This is a genomic window from Flavonifractor hominis (assembly GCF_040095835.1).
Lineage (GTDB): Bacteria > Bacillota > Clostridia > Oscillospirales > Oscillospiraceae > Flavonifractor > Flavonifractor hominis.
The window spans coordinates 53979-74426 of sequence record NZ_JBBMFT010000009.1 but is presented as its reverse complement, the minus strand read 5'-3'; the positions used below and the strand labels follow the sequence as shown (position 1 = coordinate 74426).

The 20448-nt window shown below is 63.9% G+C and carries 13 protein-coding genes and 5 tRNA genes; 5 read left to right on the top strand and 13 right to left on the bottom strand.

The genetic code is table 11. From position 1 onward, the window contains the following. Window positions 1–14: 14 nt before the first annotated feature. A complete protein-coding gene (locus tag WMO45_RS11875; RefSeq protein WP_349141000.1) occupies window positions 15–167 on the top strand; it encodes an S-layer homology domain-containing protein in 153 nt (50 codons plus the stop codon). Window positions 168–546: 379 nt separating this feature from the next. Continuing rightward, window positions 547–7221 (top strand): glycosyl hydrolase 115 family protein, encoded by a 6675-nt coding sequence (locus WMO45_RS11870; protein WP_349140998.1) that lies wholly within the window; start codon window positions 547–549, stop codon window positions 7219–7221. A gap of 118 nt (window positions 7222–7339) precedes the next feature. Here WMO45_RS11870 and WMO45_RS11865 read toward each other — a convergent pair whose 3' ends face one another. From WMO45_RS11865 to WMO45_RS11830, 8 genes are all read right to left on the bottom strand, one after another. Continuing rightward, entirely contained in the window at window positions 7340–7870 is a 531-nt protein-coding gene (locus WMO45_RS11865; RefSeq protein WP_349140996.1) for a GNAT family N-acetyltransferase, read from the bottom strand. Window positions 7871–8007: 137 nt separating this feature from the next. Continuing rightward, a complete protein-coding gene (locus WMO45_RS11860) occupies window positions 8008–8649 on the bottom strand; it encodes a hypothetical protein (RefSeq protein ID WP_349140995.1) in 642 nt (213 codons plus the stop codon). A gap of 517 nt (window positions 8650–9166) precedes the next feature. Beyond that, window positions 9167–9242, bottom strand: a tRNA-Lys gene (locus WMO45_RS11855). Window positions 9243–9245: 3 nt separating this feature from the next. After that, window positions 9246–9320 (bottom strand) — tRNA-Gln (locus WMO45_RS11850). 60 nt (window positions 9321–9380) lie between these two features. Beyond that, window positions 9381–9456, bottom strand: a tRNA-His gene (locus WMO45_RS11845). Between the two features lie 22 nt (window positions 9457–9478). Next, a tRNA-Arg gene (locus WMO45_RS11840) sits at window positions 9479–9555 on the bottom strand. A 3-nt stretch (window positions 9556–9558) separates the two neighbouring features. Then, window positions 9559–9632 (bottom strand) — tRNA-Gly (locus tag WMO45_RS11835). 138 nt (window positions 9633–9770) lie between these two features. Beyond that, the gene (locus WMO45_RS11830) at window positions 9771–10685 is read right to left on the bottom strand and encodes a DMT family transporter (RefSeq protein WP_349140994.1); all 915 of its coding nucleotides are present in this window, start codon (window positions 10683–10685) and stop codon (window positions 9771–9773) included. 83 nt (window positions 10686–10768) lie between these two features. On the opposite strand from WMO45_RS11830, the gene WMO45_RS11825 reads away from it, so the two are divergent. Continuing rightward, entirely contained in the window at window positions 10769–11395 is a 627-nt protein-coding gene (locus tag WMO45_RS11825) for an HAD family hydrolase (protein WP_349140993.1), read from the top strand. 5 nt (window positions 11396–11400) lie between these two features. Here WMO45_RS11825 and WMO45_RS11820 read toward each other — a convergent pair whose 3' ends face one another. Next, on the bottom strand, window positions 11401–13854 hold the full coding sequence (locus WMO45_RS11820) for an ATP-dependent helicase (RefSeq protein WP_349140992.1): 2454 nt from the start codon (window positions 13852–13854) through the stop codon (window positions 11401–11403). Between the two features lie 214 nt (window positions 13855–14068). On the opposite strand from WMO45_RS11820, the gene WMO45_RS11815 reads away from it, so the two are divergent. Continuing rightward, window positions 14069–14632 carry a GNAT family N-acetyltransferase gene (locus tag WMO45_RS11815; RefSeq protein WP_349140991.1) on the top strand — a complete coding sequence of 188 codons (564 nt, stop codon included), beginning with the start codon at window positions 14069–14071 and terminating at the stop codon, window positions 14630–14632. Then, window positions 14625–15941: a sodium-dependent transporter gene (locus tag WMO45_RS11810; RefSeq protein WP_349140990.1), complete on the top strand. Its 1317-nt coding sequence runs from the start codon at window positions 14625–14627 to the stop codon at window positions 15939–15941. Before WMO45_RS11815 ends, WMO45_RS11810 begins: the two co-directional genes overlap by 8 nt. Before the next feature lie 37 nt (window positions 15942–15978). Here WMO45_RS11810 and WMO45_RS11805 read toward each other — a convergent pair whose 3' ends face one another. From WMO45_RS11805 to WMO45_RS11790, 4 genes are all read right to left on the bottom strand, one after another. Further along, entirely contained in the window at window positions 15979–17502 is a 1524-nt protein-coding gene (locus WMO45_RS11805) for a sensor domain-containing diguanylate cyclase (RefSeq protein ID WP_349140989.1), read from the bottom strand. 84 nt (window positions 17503–17586) lie between these two features. Further along, the gene (locus tag WMO45_RS11800; RefSeq protein WP_349140988.1) at window positions 17587–18219 is read right to left on the bottom strand and encodes a stage II sporulation protein R; all 633 of its coding nucleotides are present in this window, start codon (window positions 18217–18219) and stop codon (window positions 17587–17589) included. Between the two features lie 54 nt (window positions 18220–18273). Then, the gene (ispE, locus tag WMO45_RS11795; protein ID WP_349140987.1) at window positions 18274–19146 is read right to left on the bottom strand and encodes a 4-(cytidine 5'-diphospho)-2-C-methyl-D-erythritol kinase; all 873 of its coding nucleotides are present in this window, start codon (window positions 19144–19146) and stop codon (window positions 18274–18276) included. Between the two features lie 13 nt (window positions 19147–19159). Then, window positions 19160–20440 carry a DUF1015 domain-containing protein gene (locus tag WMO45_RS11790; protein WP_349140986.1) on the bottom strand — a complete coding sequence of 427 codons (1281 nt, stop codon included), beginning with the start codon at window positions 20438–20440 and terminating at the stop codon, window positions 19160–19162. Window positions 20441–20448: the final 8 nt, after the last annotated feature.

Below are 20448 nucleotides of genomic sequence, written 5' to 3'. Positions count from 1 at the left end.
CCGACGCCGCCTCCGTGTCCGCCTGGGCACAGGACGCCATGGAGTGGGCGGTGGCCGAGGGCATCCTCACCGGCAAGGACGGCTCGGCTCTGGATCCCCAGGGCACCGCCTCCCGCGCCGAGGTAGCCACCATGCTCATGCGCTTTACCCAGGAGCAGAACGGCTGAATTTCAAGATGGCCCATGGAGCGTGCTCCATGGGCCATCTTACATGCAAATGAAGCAAACGGCAGCGGCCCCTATCCGGGTCCGCTGCCGTTTTGCTTTCATTTGCAACGTTCTATCATATTTTAAAACGTTTTTTCCAACCGGGAGCAGAGGTTTAGGAGCGAGCACAATACAAAAAAGCAAGCAAAACGCCCGAAAACAAGTGGCGATAAAAAAAAGGAAAAAGTACATATGCACAAAAAGCGCCTAAAATTTTCTGCTTATATGCTAGTAGACAACCAGCAATTCAAATGTGTAATATTGATTTCAGGTAATAAAAGGAGGGGAAACGTTTTATTGTCAAAAATCTGAACGGCATTGGAACGAGGAGGAGAAGAACATGAAAATCAGGATGAAACGAGCCCTGGCGCTGTTCCTGGTACTGCTTCTAACCGTGGGACTGCTTCCGGCTCAGGGCGTCACCCAGGCAGGAGAGCGCTTTACCGACACCCAGAACCACTGGGCCCGGACCGCGATTGAAACCTGGGCAGAGCGCGGGATCGTCAGCGGCTATGGCGGGATGTTCCGCCCGGACGCCCCCATCACAAGAGCCGAGATGGCTCAAATAACCGTCAACCTGCTCCGGCTGAAAACGCCCAGCGGGAATTCCTTTACAGATGTGGCCTCGGACGCCTGGTACGCCGATGCGGTACAGTGCTGTGCCGGAGCCGGTGTGATGCAGGGGGACGGCGGAGCGTTCCGTCCCGAGGCAAACATCAGCCGTCAGGAGGCCATGGTGGTACTGGCCCGGGCCCTGGAGATCCAGCCCCGTGAGCCGGCCGATCTGAGCGCATTCCCCGACGCCGGCGCGGTGGCTGACTGGGCGGAGGGCTATGTGGCGGCCCTGACCGGCCGCGGGATCGTAAACGGCACCGGCACAGGGGAACTCGCCCCCGCAGCTGAGATCAGCCGGGCGGAAGTGGTGACCATTTTGAGCAACGCCGTTTCCGAGTACATCGCCGCTCCCGGCACCTATACCCTGGAGCGGCAGAACGACGGCATCGCGCTGGTGGTGAACGGCGGCGTCACCCTGAGCGGTACGGCGGGGGACATTGTGCTGCGGGCCGAGGGCGGCAGCGCAGAACTAAAGGATCTGACCGCCGGGACCGTCACGGTGGCGGCCGATCGGATGGACGTACATGTGACCGGCGGCAGCCACCTGGACTGCCTGACCGTCCGGCCGGACGCGGAACAGGTGAGCGTGGAGCTGGAGGATGACACCGTCGTGACGGAGTATGTTCCGGCGGAGGATACACAGCTGACGCACAACAGCGCCTCTTCCGGCGGTACGGAGGACGAGACGGAACACGAATCGGAAGAAGGGACGGTCGTCCTGACCGGCGGAGCGGACATCGAGGCGCTGGAGGCGGGCAGCCAGACGGCGCTGGAATTTGCCGTAACGCCAGACAAGGCGGTTTTGACGGCGGTCAGCAGCGACGAGGCTGTGGTCCAGGCTCAGGTGGAGGGCCACCGGGTCCTGGTAAACGGCGTGGCGGCCGGCACAGCGGTGCTCACCGTGACGGCGGCGGCCAACGGCTATCTCAGCACCAGCCGGCAGTACAAGGTGACCGTAACGGAGCCCGAAGCGCCCGAGGACGGCTTTGTCCTTTTTGACGGGACCAATGTGCCCGATCTCTACGTCTCGTCGGAGGACTACCCCCAGGTCATCCGGGCCATGGGCGATCTGCAGCTGGATGTGGAGCGGGTCACCGAGCACAAACCGGAGATCAAGAACGACCCGCAGCAGCTGGGCCGCCTGGCGGTCATCGCCGGCTCGGTGGATCAGAGCCCGGTCATCCGCAGCCTGATGGAGGCGGGCAAGCTGGACGAAGCCCGGCAGCTGGAGGGCAAGTGGGAGAGCTATCTGCTGAAGATCGTGGACGAGCCGGTGGAGGGTGTGGACCGTGCGCTGGTCATCGCGGGCAGCGACATGCGGGGCACCATCTACGGCATCTATGACCTCTCCGAACAGATCGGCGTGTCTCCCTGGTATTACTGGGGCGATATTGAGCCCCAGGTGCAAAGCCGCATCGTCATCGACACGCCGCTGAAGATGGAGGGCGAACCGTCGGTCCAGTACCGGGGCATCTTCATCAACGACGAGCAGAACATGATCCAGTGGGCCCAGGAGACCGAGGAAAAAGAGCCCGGGACGGCCTGGGAGGACGGCAACATCAATCCGGACACCTATGCCAAGATCTATGAGCTGCTGCTGCGGCTCAAGGCCAATTACCTCTGGCCGGCCATGCACTCCGAGCCCCGGCTGGGTCCCGCCGACTACTTCAACAAGTATCCGGAGAACCGGGAACTGGCCGACGCCTACGGCATCATCGTGGGTACCAGCCACTGCGAGCCCATGATGCGCAACGGCACCGCCGAGTGGGGCGTGTTCCTCCAGGAGAACGGCTATCTGACCGGTCTGGACCTGATGCAGGCCATCGGCAGCAACAAGGTCGACGACTGGATGTACAACTACAACAAAAATCACCCCGATGAGGACCCCATCCCCCGCTATGACTACAGCGAGAGCGATGAGCAGCGCTCCTTCATCGACCGCTACTGGGAGGAGAGCGTCCAGGCGTACAAGGACTACGAGGTCTCCTACACTCTGGGCATGCGCGGCGTGCACGACGCCGGCTTCCGCACCGCCAACGCCAGCACCCAGGAGGAGAAGCTGGCCGTGCTGCAGGACGTGGTGGACAGCCAGGTGGACATGCTGGAGCGCAACGAGGTCAATGAGGACGCCTTCCCCATCTTCATCCCCTATAAGGAAGTGCTGCCCCTGTACGAGGCCGGCCTGGAGCTGCCGGAGGACACCATCATCGTGTGGGCCGACGACAACCACGGCTACATCCGCCGCTTCCCCACCGAGGAGGAGAAGCAGACCTATGCCGGCAGCGGCGTGTATTACCACCTCAACTATGAGGGCACGGGCAGCTACAGCTGGCTCAACTCGGTCTCGCCGGATCTGATGCTCAGCGAGCTGCGCAAGGCCTATGAGGGCGGCATCCAGTCCCTCTGGGTGGTCAACGTGGGCGACCTCAAGCCCAGCGAGATCAGCATCCAGCTCTTTACCGAGATGGCGTGGGACATCGACCGTTGGGACGAGAGCAATCTGGAGGGCACCCAGGACGAGAGCAGCTTCTACGAACAGCTCTCCGAGAAGTGGTTCCCCGACGTGGACAGCCAGCAGACCGCACAGCTGCTGGAGGAGTATTACGACCTGGTGGCCATCCTCAAGCCGGACCACACCACCGGCTCCACCGGCGGGAAGAAGTTCGGTTTCAGCCAGGTGAACTACGGCGACGAGCTGTCCCAGCGGGTGGCCCAGCTCCAGGAGATGGCCCAGCAGGCCCAGGCCATTTTTGACACGCTGTACGAGACCGACCGTGCTCAGGCCGACGCCTTCTATCAGCATGTGGCCTATCAGATCATCGCCACCTACTACAACAACCTGAAGTATTACCACTCCCAGAAAAACGCCCTGTGCCTGGAGCAGGGACGCACGGCGGCCGCCAATTTCCATGCACAGATGGTGGACTGGGCCCATGAGCAGGAAGATCTGGCCACGGATTATTACAATACCGGTATGTCCGACGGCAAGTGGAACCTCATCATGCAGCCCCACAACAGCAACAACCTGCGCCCCGACCGCTCGCCCAAGCCCTCCGCCACCACGGTGGATACCGTGGGCTACATCAGCCGGATGGGCGTGGTGACCGAAGGGGAACAGGTCCCCGGGGAGGACAGCGTGCTGCAGTTCTCCGCCTATCTGGAGGACACCCATTTCATTGACGTGTACAACCAGGGTACCCGGCCCTTTGCCTACACTGCCACGGCGGACCAGGCGTGGGTGACGGTCTCGGAGCCCAGCGGCACCATTTACGACGAGCAGCGGCTGTTTGTGGACATCGACTGGGATGCCCTGCCCGCCGGTGACCAGACGGCAGTGCTGACCATCACGGGGGCCGGCAGTGAAAAAACCATTACCCTGCACGTCAGCAACCCCGCCCTGCCCCGCACCGAGATCCAGGGCTATGCCGAGGCCAACGGCTATGTGGCCATGGAGGCCGAGCATTACACCAGCAGCGTGGAGAACAATGGGGCCGGCTTCTTTACCACAAAGAGCCTGGGACGCTCCGGCGACGCAGTCTCGGCAGGCCCCATGGGTACGGCCAGCTACGACGGGAACCTGACCGAAGCGCCCTACCTGACGTATCAGGTGTACTTCCAGAGCGCCGGGACCTTCCCGGTCACCGTATACCGCATCCCCACCCTGGATGAGCTGGGCACGCAGCGCGTGGCCATCGGCGTGGACGACGGCACGCCTGTGATGATCAGCGGGCAGAACAAGGCTGAGTCGGGCAACTGGTCCAGCAACGTGGTCAACGGCATTGAAAAATGCACCGCCACCATCACCATCCCCAGCACCGGCTATCACACCATCCGCCTTTATATGGTGGACGCGGGTACGGCGGTAGACCGCATCGTCATCAACACCGGCGGTGAGGCCGACTCCAACCTGGGTCCCCGGGAGAGCTACCACTCCCAGTACAATCCCGACCCGTCCTGGACGCCTGCGCTGGTGTCCCTGGAGCGGTCCTATCTGGACGACTACATCCAGAATACGGTGGAGCCCAGAATCGCAGAGCTGGAGGCCGCGGGCGACAGCGCGTCCGCCGGCACCCTGAAGAGCGAGCTGGCAGCCGTGCAGGCGTCCCTGGAGGAGATCCAGGCCGACACCGTGCGCCGGGGCTACGCCCGGCTGTCCTGCGCCCTGGCGGGCATTGACTTCCAGGCCAACGTCGATGCGGAGATCGCGGCCTATCAGCAGAAGGCCCAGGCCATCCTGGCCTATGCCCCGGCGGAGGGGACGGTGCCCCTCTGGGACGTGCAGATGGTGCAGGAATTCTATGACCGCTATCCCCAGGTACCGGACTCCTTCGCGGAGAAAGTGGAGTACTATGACGCCCTGTGCGCCGCGGTGGACAACGCCCGGCTGGTGACCCTCACCGCCGAGAGTCAGGAGAGCACCAACGTGACCGACAACGCCATGGACGGCGATCCGGATACCCGCTGGGCCGCCTCCGGCGGCGGTTATCCCAGGTGGATCCGCATCGATCTGGGCAAGGTCTACGACATCAGTCAGATCGACATCAGCTGGTACCGCTCCGGTACCCGGTCCTATCAGTACCGCCTCAGCGCCAGCGTGGACGGGGAGAGCAACGTTCAGGTGCTGGACCGGACCGGCAACAGTACCCCGGAGTATACCTCCGACCAGTGGAATGTGTCCGCCCGGTACCTGCAGATCGACGTCACCAACGCCACCAACGGCTCCGGAAGCGCCTCCATCTATGAGATCACCATCCACGGCCAGCCGGCGGTGGACGCCACTCCGGAGCAGGTACAGCAGCTGACCGAGGCTCTGGAGGATGCCCGGGCGGTGCTGGAGGGGCTCGACGAGCAGGCCTACACCGTGGATAGCTGCGCGGCCCTGCGCACCGCCGTGGAGACGGCCGAAGCGCTGCTGAGCCAGGAGCGCATCGGCGCCGGAGAGGCCGAGCAGGCCCGCGGAGCGCTGGAGCAGGCGGTCGATGGCCTGACCGGGCGCACCTACCAGGTGCACGACACCTTTGACGACGCAGCCGATGTGAGCGCGCTGGAGGGCTGGACCATGGTGGAGACCGGCGGCACGGTCACCCTGGAGGAGGACAACGGCAACCGGTACCTCAAGCTGGTCCAGACCGCCCAGGGCAGCGGGCTGAGCGTGGAGGCCCGCAGGAGCTTTGACGGGCTTTCGGGCATTGTATACGTGCAGGCCAGAGTGCGCTCCGACACGCCGGCCACCTTCTTCGGCGCGCCCTACTTCTACCCCAGCAGCGATTCCAATACCATCCTGGGCGCGCTGGCCCTGCGGGACGGCGGCAGCATCCGGGCCACCTACGAGCACGGCAGCTCCAACCTGAAAGAGGTGGGCCGCTTCTCGGCCGGGGAGTGGAAGACCGTCACCCTCATTCTGGACAGCAACAGCCAGACCATGCAGGTCTACATCGACGGCGCCCTGGCCGCGTCGGACCTCCCCCTGCGCAACGATATGGACACGCTGGGCATGCTGCGCTTCTATTCCGACGATAAAAACACCGACCGGCCGCTGCTGACGGCCTATGTGGACGACGTGTTCGTCTACCAGCGGGCGGAGGAGCAGCCGGGCGGCGAAGCGGTCACGGCAGAGCAGCTGCGCCAGGCTGTGGACGAGGCCCGGCCGGCCGCCGAGGACCCGGAGACCTACACGGTGGACAGCCACGCCGCGCTTACGGCTGCCATTCAGGCCGCCGAGGCCGCTCTGGCCGAGGAAAACAGCGCCGCCTACTCCGCGTGCATGGCCGAGCTGACGGCGGCGCGGGATGGACTGCGCCAGCGGGCCTATCTGGTCAACGACAGCTTTGACGAGCTGGAGAGCTTGGACCAGCTGACCGGCTGGGAGCTGGTAGAGACCGGCGGCACCGTCACACTGGAGCAGACCGATACAGGCCGCTGCCTCAAGCTGACCCAGACCACCAAGGAGAAGGGCCTGAGCGTGGAGGCCAAGCGGAGCTTTGACGGGGCCTCGGGCGTGGTCTATATCGAGGCCACGGTCCGCTCCGACACCCCCGCGTCCTTCGTGGGACTGCCCTTCTTGTACCAGGACAGCGCCATGGAGCGGATCCTGGGCGGCGTGCACCTGCGGGACAACGGGCAGATCAAGACCAATTTCCAGGGCGGGAACAGCGCTTCCACCCAGCAGGTAGGCACGTTTGAAGCCGGGCAGTGGAACACCGTCACGCTGGTGGTGGATACAGACACCGACCAGATGCAGGTCTACATCAACGGCGCCCTGGCCGCGTCGGGGCTCTCCATGCGCAATCCGGTGGACACCATCGGCCTGCTGCGGTTCTACACCGATGACTCCAATGCCGACCGGCCCGCCGTGGAGGCATACGTGGACAACGTGCGGGTCTATCAGCCCGCCGACTAAAAGCGGGGCCGTGGCAGAGGCCATCCTCACCGGCAAGAACGACTCCGCTCAGTAAGCTTCCAAACAGCGCAGAAAAGCCGTGTTCCAACAGCGGAACACGGCTTTTTTTATGCGATATTCAATGGAACTTCTCCATCCAATAGTGATCGTTATCCTCACAGATCTTTTTGCCATCCCGGTAGCGGTACCCCAGCTTGCCATAAAATTCATGCGCTGTGAGGGACGCGGATACGAGCGCCCGCCGGGCAGCGCGGAAGAGGGGATCGGCTTCCAGCGTCTGCATCATCCGCCGGCCCACGCCGCGGCCCTCCCAGTCCGGGCGCACAAACAGCGCCTGGATCATGCATTCGTCGGGGTGCCCCTCCACCGGTACCACCGAACCGCAGGCCAGCAGCTCTTCCCCCCGCATCGCCACATAGCTGTGCCCGCCAGACGCAGGGATGGACGCCACTTTCTCCGGGCTGTAATAGGCGGCAAATTCCACCATGTCCTCCCGGCTGTAGTCCCGGATGTTCACTTCCATCAGGACGCGGCCGATCAGGGCCGAAACCGCCCCGGCCTGCCCGGCCTCCATGGGACGGATGCAAATCTCCTCCACGCAGTCCACGCTCCCTCTTCTGTTCCTCACGCCGGTGATGCGGCGGAGCATATGGTGCTCTCATTATATCAAATCTTCCGCAAATGTAAAGAAGCCGCCGTTCCGCCTCTGCAGTGGAGCCATGCGTCCTGCAAGCCCGGCCTCCAGACCAGAGGGGGCGCATGCTGCGCCCCCTCTCTGCAAAACAACTATTCCCCTGCGTCAGCCGAGTTTGCTTCCTGAATAACCGCGCCGCTGGCTTCGTTGATAAAGGTCACCTTACAATTTTCCACCTGTGTTCCGTTGAACGCATTGTACATACCGGAAAGCATATAGAACGCCAGCACCGAGAAGGACTCCGCCAAATCCAGTTCCTCGCTTTTGGTAACAATCTCAAAGCTGCTAAAATTGGAATCGGCCTTGATGGATACAAAGTTGGGATAATTTTCGCTGCCGCACATTTCGTCAAGCTGTTTTTGAAATTCTGCGGCCATCTGATCCATCATGTCCTTGTGCTGGGCTTTGGTCATCACGTAGGTCAATGAGCCGTCATCATTCAGCGTAATCGACTTGTAGCCCGCTTCTTTGGCCATTGCATCATAATCAGCCTGGGTCTTATCTTCGTCGGCGAATGCTGCGGGGATGCTGAGCGTTACGTCAAACAGCCCTTCGTCAACCGCAACGCTGCCCACCGTCTCAGCATCAGAAGCATCGTCCGCGGGAGCCTTTGATTGTGTAACAGCACCCGTCTCGTCCTCCGGAGCAGGTTGTGTCGCCGTGGTCCCTTTCCCACAAGCGGCCAGCGAGAAGAGCATGGCAAGCGCCAGCAAAAGTGAAAGCATTCTTTTCATCTGCAAATCCCTCCAAAACTTTGAGCATGGTGTTTTGATCTGAATCAGCAAGAAACCCTAGAATCCGCAATGACGAGCGTTACAACACTAGCATACACACCTCCTGTTATTACCAATTATAATGAATTCTATCAATTTTGCAACACAGAATCTTACCCCGCTCCCTTTCCGGACTGCGCCCAAGGCCAAGTGGATGGCGTTTTTGTGCATAAGCATAAAACGCGTGGTCACAAAGCGGACTTTGCAACCACGCGGGACAGCACAACAGGGCGGCTCCGGAAATGAGCGCACTCTGACTTTTTATAAAAAAAGTCGGAGCAAGCGATATGACGCTTGCTCCGACGTGAAACGGGCGAACGGTTTCGAGGATAAGCCTTTAAGTCTGCACCCAGAACCAAAGCGCAACCCAGCGCAAGCGGTTGCGATTTGGAGAGGAGGAGCAAGGGAGCGGGCGGATGACGCTTTTTTGTGCGTAAGCATAAAAAAGCGTCGGAGCAAAGCGAACTTTGCTCCGACGTGGTGACCCGTCGGGGATTCGAACCCCGGACCCACTGCTTAAAAGGCAGTTGCTCTGCCGACTGAGCTAACGAGTCAAATGGCTGGGATGGCTGGGCTCGAACCAGCGAATGCGGGAGTCAAAGTCCCGTGCCTTACCACTTGGCTACACCCCAATCTCGCTGGTAAAAGCGCAGGGCCGGAGCGGACGCTCCGGCCCTTCCGCCTTGAGTCTATGGGGTGGATGACGGGACTCGAACCCGCGACACTCGGAACCACAATCCGATGCTCTACCAACTGAACTACATCCACCATAAAGCTTACATGGAGCGATTGGCACGCCTGAAGGGACTCGAACCCCTGGCCCACTGCTTAGAAGGCAGTTGCTCTATCCACCTGAGCTACAGGCGCGTATGGAGCGGGTGATGGGAATCGAACCCACGCGACCAGCTTGGAAGGCTGGGATTCTACCATTGAACTACACCCGCATGGGGATAACCGTCTTTCACATGTCAGCCAGAAAATAATAGCACAGGACATTTGTTTTGTCAATGCCTTTTTTCCATCTTTTCAACTTTTTCCTGTGGGCGCGGACCCAGCCGCGCCCACAGGGCCTCTGTTCTGTCTCAGCACTTGCCGCTTTTTTTCTTGAACAGGAAGGAAAACTTGGTCTCGGAGCACACCACGGCCACAAAGATGAGGGCAAAGCCCACGAACATAAGGGGCGTAGGCCGCTCATCGGCAAAGAGGATGGAGAAGAGCACGCCGAAGGGGGCCTCCAGCGAGAGCAGCACGGCTGCGGTGGCGGGGGCGGTGTACTTCTGGCCGATGTTCTGGAACAGCAGCGCCCCGCAGGAGGCAAAGACCACCAGATACACCAGGCCCAGGATCAGGCTGCGGTCAAACACGCCGGGGGTGAGGGCGGGACGGGTGATGAGGATGCCCAGCCAGGAGAACAGGGCGAAGGAAGCAAACTGAAGCGTGGTCAGGATGAAGATGTCCCGTCCCTCGGAGTACTTGGACACGGCCACGATGTGGGCGGCAAAGAAAAAGCCGCCGATGAGGGTGAGCACATCGCCCATATTGAAGGCCGAGGCGCTATCCCCGGTGATGGAGACCAGCCCGATACCCGCGATGCACAGGAAGGCGGCCAGCACATTGAACTTGTCCGGCCGGCGCTTGGCGATGATCCAGTACAGGAAGGGCACGATGACGCAGTAGACGGCGGTGAAGAAGGCGTTCTTGCCCGAGGTGGTCTGTTCCAGGCCGAAGGTCTGGAAGGCGTAGGCCAGAAACAGGCAGAAGCCCATGACCGTACCGCCGATGAGGTATTGCCGGTCCAGCACCTTCCAGCGCCGGATGAACACCACCGCCAGCACCAGGGCCGCGAAGGTGAAGCGGATGGCCAGCAGCCAGAAGGTGGGCAGCACGTCCACGCTGCTCTTCATCACCACGAAGGAGCTGCCCCAGATGACGGTGGCCAGGATGATCAGAGGCGTTGCAAAACGGGCCAGGACACTGTTCTCTCTGTGTTCGCTCATAGTTGTACCTCTCCTTTGGTTGTGATAAAATAACGTCCAAATCCCGCCGCGGGGCGGCGGGCTTCTCTCTGGAGGTCTTGGTTATGAGGATATTTGATTTTGACGGCACGCTGGTGGATTCCAACGGCGTGTGGGTGGAGGTGGACAACGGCTTTCTCGCCCGCCGGGGCCTCACCGCCACCCGGGAATACAGCGACACGGTGGGCCACTCCATCTTCCCCATCGCCGCCCAGTTCACCCGGGACTACTACCACCTGGACCTGACGGCCGAGGCCATCATGGCCGAGTGGCTGGACCTGGCCCGGGACGCCTACGCCCGCCAGGTCCCCCTCAAGCCCGGGGCCCGGGCCTTTCTGGAGGCCTGCGCCCGTCGGGGAGAGCCGATGGCCCTGCTGACGGCCTGCGTGCCCGAGCTGTGCCAGGCGGCGCTGGAGCGCCACGGGCTCACCGGCTATTTCACCCGGATCGTCTACGTCCAGGAGCTGGGCGTGGAAAAGCGGGACCCCCGGGCCTTCACCCAGGCCCTGGAGCTGCTGGGCGTTGAGAGCGGGGCGTGCACCATGTACGAGGACTCCCCCGGCGCCTGCCGGGCCGCCAAGGCGGTGGGCCTGACGGTGGTGGGGGTGTACGACCCCTTCTACGCCTGCTATGAGGACGAGATGCGGGCGCTGTGCGACAGGTATATCCACAGCTTTGAAGAGCTGCTCTGAGCGGCTCAGACCTTTTGCATATACTGGGCGGCCGACTTGAGCATCAGCCGCTTGGTGCCCACGCTGTCAAAGGCGATCTCCACCAGCGCGTCCCCGCCCATGGGGGTCACCTTGGTGATGAGGCCCCGGCCAAAGGCCTTGTGCTGCACGCTGTCCCCCATGCGGAAGGCCGGGGCGGCCGCCTTCTGGGGCGCGCCGGCGGCGGGACTCTTCCAGTCGGGGGCGGCGCCGGAGCCGGCGGCGGGGGCGCTGCCGCCCAGGGAGAAGCCCCGGTCGTAGGTGCGGCGCACCGGCGTGCGGCGGGCCGGCTTCTCCCGCTCGCCCTCGCTCCGCTCGCCGTAGGGCAGGCGGCCCGACTTCTCCACCTGCTCCGGCGGGATCTCCCCCAAAAAGCGGGAGGGGCGGTTGGAATTGGTGCGGCCGAAGAGCATTCGCTGGCAGGCGCAGGTCATGTACAGCTTCTCCTTGGCCCGGGTCATGGCCACGTAGCAGAGCCGCCGCTCCTCCTCCATCTCCGCCGGCTCGCCGATGGCGCGGATGCCGGGGAAGATGCCCTCTTCCACGCCCACCACAAACACCACCGGGAACTCCAGCCCCTTGGCCGAGTGCATGGTCATCATCACCACGCAGTCCTCGTTGGGGTCGTGGTTGTCCAGGTCGGTGTACAGGGCGATCTCATCCAAAAACCCCGCCAGGCTGGGCTCCTCCTCGGTGTTGTCCAGGTAGTTCTGGATGGAGGAGAGCAGCTCGTGCACGTTCTCCAGGCGGGTGCGGTCCTCCACGGTGTGCTTCTGCTCCAGCATGGCGGCGTAGCCGGTGCGCTGGACCAGCTCCTCATAAAAGGCGGGCAGCTCCAGCTCCCCGGTCAGCCCCCGCAGGCCCTCGATCAGCTCGGCAAACTGGGCCAGCTTGGGGGCGGCCTTCTGCAGCTCGGGCCACTGCTTGGCGTGGCTCACCACGTCCCACAGAGAGCGCCCCTCCGTCCGGGCGATGCTCTGGGCCCGCTCGATGGTGGTGGCCCCGATGCCCCGGGGCGGATTGTTGATGATGCGCTGCAGGCGCAGATCGTCCCCCGGGTTGTTGACCACGCACAGGTAGGCCAGCATATCCTTGACCTCCGCCCGGTCGAAGAAGCGGATGCCGCCGATGATGCGGTAGGGGATGCCGTTGCGCTTGAAGGCCTGCTCGATCTGGTTGGACTGGGCGTTCATGCGGTAGAGCACCGCGTGGTCCCGCCACCCCCGGCCGGCGGAGTAGTCCGACAGGATCTGGGCCGCCACGTACTGGGCCTCGTCGTGCTCGTTCATGGCGGTGTAGCACTGGACTTTCTCCCCGTCCTCGTGCTCGGTCCACAGGCGCTTGCCCTTGCGCCCCTCGTTGTTGCGGATGACCGCGTTGGACGCCTCCAGGATGTTCCGGGTGGAGCGGTAGTTCTGCTCCAGTCGGATGACCCGGGCCCCCTTGTACTGGCTCTCAAAGGACAGGATGTTCTCAATGGTGGCCCCCCGGAAGCGGTAAATGGACTGGTCGTCGTCCCCCACCACGCAGATGTTCCGGTAGCCCCCCGCCAGGGCGGAGGCCAGCTGATATTGCAGATTATTGGTGTCCTGGTACTCATCGATGAGTACGTAACGGAATTTTTTCTGATAATATTCCCGTACGTCATCAAAATCCCGGAGCAGACGCACGGTGTGCAGGATGATATCGTCGAAATCCAGGGCGTTGGCCTCCCGCAGGCGGCGCTCATACTCGGCATACACCCGGGCGATGCGCACCAGGCGGAAGTCCCCGGCCTTTTCACACTCGGCCAGGTAGGCCTTCCCCAGCTTCATGGCATCCTTGGCCCGGGAAATGTAGCCCAGGATGGTCTTGGGGGCAAAGGTCTTTTCATCCAGGTTGAAGTCCTTCACGATGTCCTTGATGACCCGCTCGGAGTCGGCGGTGTCATAGATGGTGAAGGAGCTGGAAAAGCCCAGCCGGTCGATGTCCCGGCGCAGGATGCGCACGCAGGCGGAGTGGAAGGTGGAGGCCCAGATGTCGTTGGCCGCGGGGCCCAGCATCCGCTCCAGGCGCTCCTTGAGCTCCCCGGCGGCCTTGTTGGTGAAGGTGATGGCGATGATGGACCAGGGCACCGCCGGGTCCAGGCGGCACAGCCGCTCCTGCTCGGCCTTCCGGGCCGGGTCGGGGGCGCGGACATACCCCTCCAGAAAGGCCAGATCCTCCGGCGTCACCCAGTCGGGCACCTGGTCGGAGTCGGACCCACGGCCGTATTTCATCAGGTTGGCGATGCGGTGGATGAGCACGGTGGTCTTGCCGCTGCCCGCGCCGGCCAGCAGCAAAAGCGGCCCCTCGGTGCACAGGGCCGCCTGCCGCTGCTGGTCGTTCAGATTCTGGAACTCCAGCGCGATGGCCTGCCGCCGCGCGGCACAAAAGCGCAGTTGTTCTTCTCGGTTCAGCATGATCTTCTCCTTGGCAATGGCGGAGCCGCCCACAAGTGGACGGCTCCTTTGGATTGTGGTTCTATTGTAGCGAAAAGCGGCCCCCAGGTCAACCACCCGGGCGGAATCTTTTCCCCGCCGGGTCCTTCCGGTTTCTTTGCGACTTTATAGTGCAAAAGCCGGCGGGATGTGTTATAATGTGCCTCACGTGCAGCAAAGGAAAGGAGGGCGCGCCATGCGTCCGTTCGTCTTTCGTTCCCCCCGGCTGGGGTTTTTGGCGGCCGATCCGGCCCTGGCCGCCCCGGCGGCCGCCTTTTACCGGCGCAACCGGGCGGCCTTCGCCCCCTTCGACCCGGTGCAGCCGGAGGAGTTCTTCACCGAGGCCGGCCAGCGGGAGCGGCTGGCCTGGGAGCTGGAGCAGGCCGAGCAGGGCCGGTGCTTCCGCTTTCTGCTGGTGCAGCCCCGGCACCCGGGGAAGATCGTGGGGATGGTGGGACTCAACGAGATCGTCCGGGGCGCCTTCCAATCCTGCTTCCTCTCCTACAAGATCGACCACACCCTCTGGGGGCGGGGCTACGGCTCCGAGGCCATCGACCGGGCCACCGGCTGGGCCTTCCGCACCCTGCACCTGCACCGGGTGGAGGCCAACATCATGCCCCGCAACCTGGCCTCCCGCCGGGCGGCGGCCAAGGCCGGGTATGAGGAGGAAGGGCTGGCGAAACACTATTTAAAGATCAACGGTGTGTGGGAGGACCACATCCATATGGTCAAACGAGACGAGGAGGAATTTCATGCATAAGGATGGACAGAGCGGTAAATTCACCAGTTCCATCGGTTTTGTACTGGCGGCGGTAGGCTCAGCCGTCGGCATGGCAAACATCTGGCTGTTCCCTTACCGGGTGGGCCAATACGGCGGCGGCGCCTTTCTCATCCCCTATATCCTGTTCGTGGCCCTGTTCAGCTATGTGGGTCTGTCGGGGGAATTTGCCCTGGGCCGGCTCACCGGTACCGGCTCGCTGGGCTCGCTGGACTACGTGCTGCGCCAGAAGGGCAAGCGGGGCGGCAAGCTGCTGGGGGTGATCCCCCTGCTGGGCGTGCTGGGCATCGCCATCGGCTATTCGGTGGTGGTGGGCTGGGTGCTGCGGTACGCCGCCGGCTCCCTCACCGGCTCGGTCCTGGCCGGAGACGCCCAGAACTTCTTTGATTCCCTGGCCGTCTCCTTCGGCTCCATCCCCTGGCACTTCGCCGCCGTGGCGGTGACGGTGTGCATCCTCATCTTCGGGGTGGCCTCCGGCATCGAAAAGCTCAGCAAGTTCATGATGCCCGCCTTCTTCATTCTCTTCCTCATCATCGCCATACGGGTGGCCTTCCTGCCCGGGGCGATGGAGGGCTACCTCTACCTGCTCCAGCCCGACTGGAGCTACCTGCTCAACCCGGAGACCTGGGTCATGGCCATGGGACAGGCCTTCTTCTCCCTGTCCATCAACGGCGCGGGCATGCTCATCTACGGCAGCTATATGAAAAAGGAGGAGAACATCCTCCGTCACGCCGGCATGACCGCCGTACTGGATACCCTGGCCGCCCTGCTGGCCGGCTTCGCCATCCTGCCGGCGGTGTTCGCCTTCGGCATCGACCCCACCAGCGGGCCCGACCTCATGTTCGTCACCCTGCCCCAGGTGTTCCAGCAGATGCCCGGCGGCCGGGTGCTCTCCCTGCTGTTCTTCCTGTCCGTGTTCTTCGCGGGGATCACCTCCCTGATGAACATGCTGGAAGCCTGCGGCGAGGCCCTTACCTCCAACTTCCGCCTCTCCCGCACCGCCGCCAACCTGCTGGTGGGAGCGGTGGCCTTCCTGCCCGGCCTGTTCCTGGAGTCCCTGCAGGGCATGGGCAGCTGGATGGACCTCATCACCATCTACATCTCCCCCTTCGGGGCGCTGCTGGTGGCGGTGTGCATCTACTTCGTGCTGGGCACCCGGGCCATCAAGGAGGAGCTGGCCCTGGGCCATGGGCGGATGCCCGGCCGGGGCTTCGACTTCACCGCCCGGTTCTACGTGGTGCTCACCGCAGCGGTGTGGGTGCTGGGCATCTACTACGGCGGCATCGGTTAAAAAAAAAGCGAGGCAAACTGCCTCGCTTTTTTTATCCTCACAGCAGGTGCAGCCGGTCCCGGCCCCCGCTCTTGGCCTGATAGAGGGCCTCGTCCACCCGGTAATAGAGGGTCTCAAAATCCTCCCGGGCCGGACCGTACAGCACCACGCCGCCGATGCTGCACCCCACGTTCAGCCGCTGGCCCCGCCACTGGATCTGCCGGATGTGAGCCCGCAGCTGCTCGGCCTTGCTCTGGATGAGGGCCCGGTCCCGCAGGCCGGGCAGGACGGCGGCAAACTCATCGCCCCCCATGCGTCCCAGCCCGTCGCTGTCCCGGAACACCTCCCGCATGCCGTTGGCCATCTCCATAAGCACATAGTCCCCGCAGGGGTGGCCGTAGGTGTCGTTGATGGCTTTGAACTGGTCCAGATCCATCATCAGCATCGTGATGGCCCCGTCCGGCCCCAGCCGGCTCAGCTGCTGCCGGGCATAGGCCTCCAGGGCCTGCTTGTTCAGGATGCCGGTCAGATTGTCCCGCTGCAGGCGGCTTTGCAGCCGCTGGATCTCCGAGCGCTGCTTGCTGATGTCCCGCAGCACCCCGATGCCCTGCACCTGCCGGCCGGACAGGTCCTGCTGCATGGACACCCGCAGCTGATACCAGCGCACCTCGCCGCTTATCATCCGCAGCGAGATCTCATGCTCCCCCGCTCGCTTGCCCTGCCGGTATTCCCCCATCCACTCCCTGATCTGGCCGGACAGGGGGCTGTTTGCGTCCTGGCTCTGCTCCATCCACGCCTGGAACGGTTCGATCTCCAGCGGGTAGCCGAACAGCTCCCCCCAGTTGTGGGAGAACTCCACCCGGTCGTTCTCCAGCTCCCAGCGGAACAGGATGTCGCTGCTCTGATCCATCAGGACCCGGTGCTGCTCCAGACTCAGGCGCAGCTTCTCCTTCTCCTGCTCCAGCTGCTCGTTGATGCGGCGGATCTGCGCCTTCTGCTCCAGATGCAGGGTCACATACCGGAAATGGGCCACCGCCACCATCCCGCTCACCGCGGCGGCTACCGTCAGATTGAGGACCGTCCCCTCGCTCAGATGCCGCCAGCTGGCCGCCAGAAACGCCCCGTAGGACAGCAGGATGGCCGGCAGCATATACCGGGGCTGGGCCTGGATGAGGACCGACAGGCCCAGCAGAGCCGTCACCAGGACGGTGGCCTGAACGCCATTCCCCACCGTCACATCATATGTATTGAGCAGTACGTTCCACGCCAGCATGCCGCCCGTGGCCGCCAGATGCAGCCGGTTCAGCCCATCGGGGTGGGTCCAGAGCACCCGGTGCAGCGCCAGCACCACCAGCGCCAGCACCAGCAGCGCGCTGTACAGGCCCAGATAGATCCGGTTGTTCACGCTGCTCAGCCCGGAGGGAGAGAAAAACAGCACCCGGCAGCCGTTGAACAGCTCCACCGCCGCCATCATGCCGCACAGTACCACCATAGTGACCCGGTTTTTCCGGACGGAGTCCTGCAAAAATTCCTCCCGCAGCTCCTCCGGCAGCGTAAACAGGTCCTTGATGCGTTCTCCCATGGACATCCCTCCGTCCTGCGCAAACTGATCCGTTTGCTTTATTGTAGCAGGACGCGTCTCCCTTGTCCAGACGTTTCCGTTCCATCAATTTCCCGCAAAACGGGCTTTCAGCCCCTCGATGATCTCAATGGCCTTGAATTTGACCACGTAGCCCTCATCCTCCCCGGTGATGAGGGAGACCTCTTCCGCGTCCATCCCGGCGTCCAGGGCGGTCTGCTCCGTGGTCTCGGTCACCGAGCCCAGGCACAGGGGCGGGAAGACCACGCACCACCAGTTCTGTCCGCCTCCCTCCCCGATCTCGATGCGCAGGGCGGTGTAGGCCCCCGCGGGCAGGGCGAAGTCGGAATAGGTCTTGGTGGGGAACCAGTAGTCGTGCTCCAGGGAGGCGGTCACCGGGTAGGAATAGCCGGCCTCGGCCACCACCTCCGCCCCCGCCCGGGCCAGCTCCTCCAGGTGGGCCGACAGGGTCTGCTCGGTCTGCTCCAGGGTGGCCCCGGGGACAAAATAGGCCTCCGCCTGCTCCAGCACCCGGTCCCGCACCTGGAGCTTGAGGGCCTGGTCCTCCTCCCGGTCGGAGTTGGCCAGCACGTGCAGGCGGATCACCTGGTCGGCCAGCGCCGCCTGGCTCCCGTCCAGCCACACCCCCAGCAGCGCCGCGCAGGCCACGCCCAGCAGCAGGGCCAGCTCCCAGCGGTGCAGCGTTTTCCCTTTTACCATAAAGAATCACCGTCCACAATGTAGTGCCTACATTGTGGACGGTGATGTTCCTTTTTATACCAGTTTTTCCACCGGGCGGGCCAAAAACACGCTGGGCCAGCTCTCCGCCAGGACGGCGCAGGCCTCCCGGGCCTCCGCCTCCCCGGCGAACAGGCCGAATACCGCCGAGCCTGTGCCGCTCATGCAGGCCCCCAGGGCCCCCTGCTGGATCATGGTGTTCTTGATGGCCTCGATCTCCCCCCGACGCCGGGTGGGCAGGGCGTCCTCGAACACGTTGTACATCCGCCGGGCCACGCCGGCCAGGTCCCCCGCCGCCAGGGCGGCGGTGAGCCCCGCGGTGTCGGGACGGCGGCGGATGCGCACCCCGTCCAGCCGGGCAAACAGCTCGGGCGTGGGCACCGAAAAGGCCGGCTTGCACACCACCACGCTGCACGCCGGCAGGGGCGGCAGGTCGGTGAGCACTTCGCCCCGCCCCTCGGCCAGGACGGTGCCCCCCCGGACGCAGTAGGGCACGTCGGAGCCCACAGCGGCCCCGATCTCCTCCAGCCGCTCCGGCGGCAGGTCCAGTCCCAGCAGGCTGTTGAGCCCCCGCAGCACCGCCGCGGCGTCGGCGCTGCCGCCGGCCAGGCCGGCGCACACCGGGATACGCTTGTCCAGCTGGATGCTCAGCCCCCCGCAGTCGGCCCCCGTTGCCTCGCACAGCCGCAGGGCCGCGGCGGCGGCCAGGTTGTGCTCGTCGGCGGGCAGAAAGCCCAGGCTGCTCTGCATCCGCAGGGGTTCGCCGGTGCCGGTCTCCAGGCGCAGGTCGTCGCACAGGCTCACCGTCTGCATCACCATGCGCATGTTGTGGTAGCCGTCGCTGCGCCGGTCCAGCACGTCCAGGGACAGATTCAGTTTGGCATATGCCTGCATCTCCAGAATGGGCATGGCGGCCACTCCTTTATCGGATCTTCCGGGCTTCCAGATAGAAGCGCTTGTCGTGAGCCTCCCCCATGGAGAAGGTCTTGCGGGGCAGGGCCCCGTCCTGGATCACGGTGGGGAAGAGCTGGTCCTTGTCCATGGCGGGCAGCAGGAAGGCCAGGTTGCCCGGCCGGGCGGCCAGGGACCGGGCCACGTCCGCGCCGTGGATGTAGTCGATGCGCCCGCCGTGCTCCTTCACATACCCGTCCAGGAACCCCTGCAGGGTGCCCACTTCCAGCCGGGCGGCGGGGTGGGGCACGGTGATGGACCCGGCTCCGTCCCGGTAGACGAAGCGGAGCACCTGGCCCTCCCCCTCACCCGGCCGGGCGCCGGGGAAGGCGGCCAGCAGCGCCTGGAGCAGTCCCTGGGGGTCCACACCAAAGACCACCCGGTGGATGGGCTCGAACTCCAGGGAGTCGTCGTGGAGGTTCACCAGCTCGCACAGGGCGTACCGGGCGGGCAGATTGGCCCAGTGCTCCGGCGGGGTGAGGCGCTTCTGCCGCTCGTAGCACTCCTTGGCGGTGGCCAGGGAGTGGTTGCCGTCCCCTACGGCGAAGAGGAGCACCTCCCCGCTGTCCGCCCCGTACTTCTTCCGGAAGGCGGCCGGGTCGGCCAGGGCGGACAGGGCGGCGGCCACATGGGCCATCCCCTCCTCGTCCAGCTTCCAGCCGGTGATGTGGCCGCCCCGCTCCATCAGATCGAAGTCATAGAGCAGCTCCATCCGGTCCTTGCGCCCTTCCAGCGGCTCGATGACGGTCCGCTCCGGGTCGTCGGTCAGCAGCATGGCGTGGGGCAGCTCCAGCGGGGCGTTCTTGCGCACCGCCACCCGGGGCGGGATGCGGGCGAGCACGGTGCCCTCGGTGGCCCGCACCAGGGAGGTGGCCCCCCGCTCGTAGTCGTACTGCTCCAGGTCCACCATGCCCACCAGGCCCCGGCGCACCTTGCCGCTGTCCAGCCGGCGCTCCACGTAGATGAGCGCCCCGGGCAGACTCTTGAACCGGTCCTCCCGCAGATAGCGGGTCATGGTGTTGTTGACCTCCATAATGTCGGTCTCCACATTGGGGCCGTCCAGGCAGCTCTCCGGCAGGATGAGCCGCAGGGCGGAGGGGGCGGAGCCCACATATTCCTCCACACGCTGCCAATATTCCGGCTGCGAGGTATACTGGTCGCAGGCCACCACGGACCACTTGCGGTACTCGCAGTGCTGGGGCAGCAGGATATCGGCGGGGCGGAAAGGCAAACTGTCAAATTGCCGCAGCATGTTCCTCA

Coding starts and splice junctions, on each gene's coding strand:
- ispE (WP_349140987.1), bottom strand. CDS start 19,146: ATGCCCATTCTGGAGATGCAGGCATATGCCAAACTGAATCTGTCCCTG.
- WMO45_RS11870 (WP_349140998.1), top strand. CDS start 547: ATGAAAATCAGGATGAAACGAGCCCTGGCGCTGTTCCTGGTACTGCTT.
- WMO45_RS11790 (WP_349140986.1), bottom strand. CDS start 20,440: ATGCTGCGGCAATTTGACAGTTTGCCTTTCCGCCCCGCCGATATCCTG.
- WMO45_RS11810 (WP_349140990.1), top strand. CDS start 14,625: ATGCATAAGGATGGACAGAGCGGTAAATTCACCAGTTCCATCGGTTTT.
- WMO45_RS11830 (WP_349140994.1), bottom strand. CDS start 10,685: ATGAGCGAACACAGAGAGAACAGTGTCCTGGCCCGTTTTGCAACGCCT.
- WMO45_RS11815 (WP_349140991.1), top strand. CDS start 14,069: ATGCGTCCGTTCGTCTTTCGTTCCCCCCGGCTGGGGTTTTTGGCGGCC.
- WMO45_RS11800 (WP_349140988.1), bottom strand. CDS start 18,219: ATGGTAAAAGGGAAAACGCTGCACCGCTGGGAGCTGGCCCTGCTGCTG.
- WMO45_RS11805 (WP_349140989.1), bottom strand. CDS start 17,502: ATGGGAGAACGCATCAAGGACCTGTTTACGCTGCCGGAGGAGCTGCGG.
- WMO45_RS11860 (WP_349140995.1), bottom strand. CDS start 8,649: ATGAAAAGAATGCTTTCACTTTTGCTGGCGCTTGCCATGCTCTTCTCG.
- WMO45_RS11820 (WP_349140992.1), bottom strand. CDS start 13,854: ATGCTGAACCGAGAAGAACAACTGCGCTTTTGTGCCGCGCGGCGGCAG.
- WMO45_RS11825 (WP_349140993.1), top strand. CDS start 10,769: ATGAGGATATTTGATTTTGACGGCACGCTGGTGGATTCCAACGGCGTG.
- WMO45_RS11865 (WP_349140996.1), bottom strand. CDS start 7,870: ATGCTCCGCCGCATCACCGGCGTGAGGAACAGAAGAGGGAGCGTGGAC.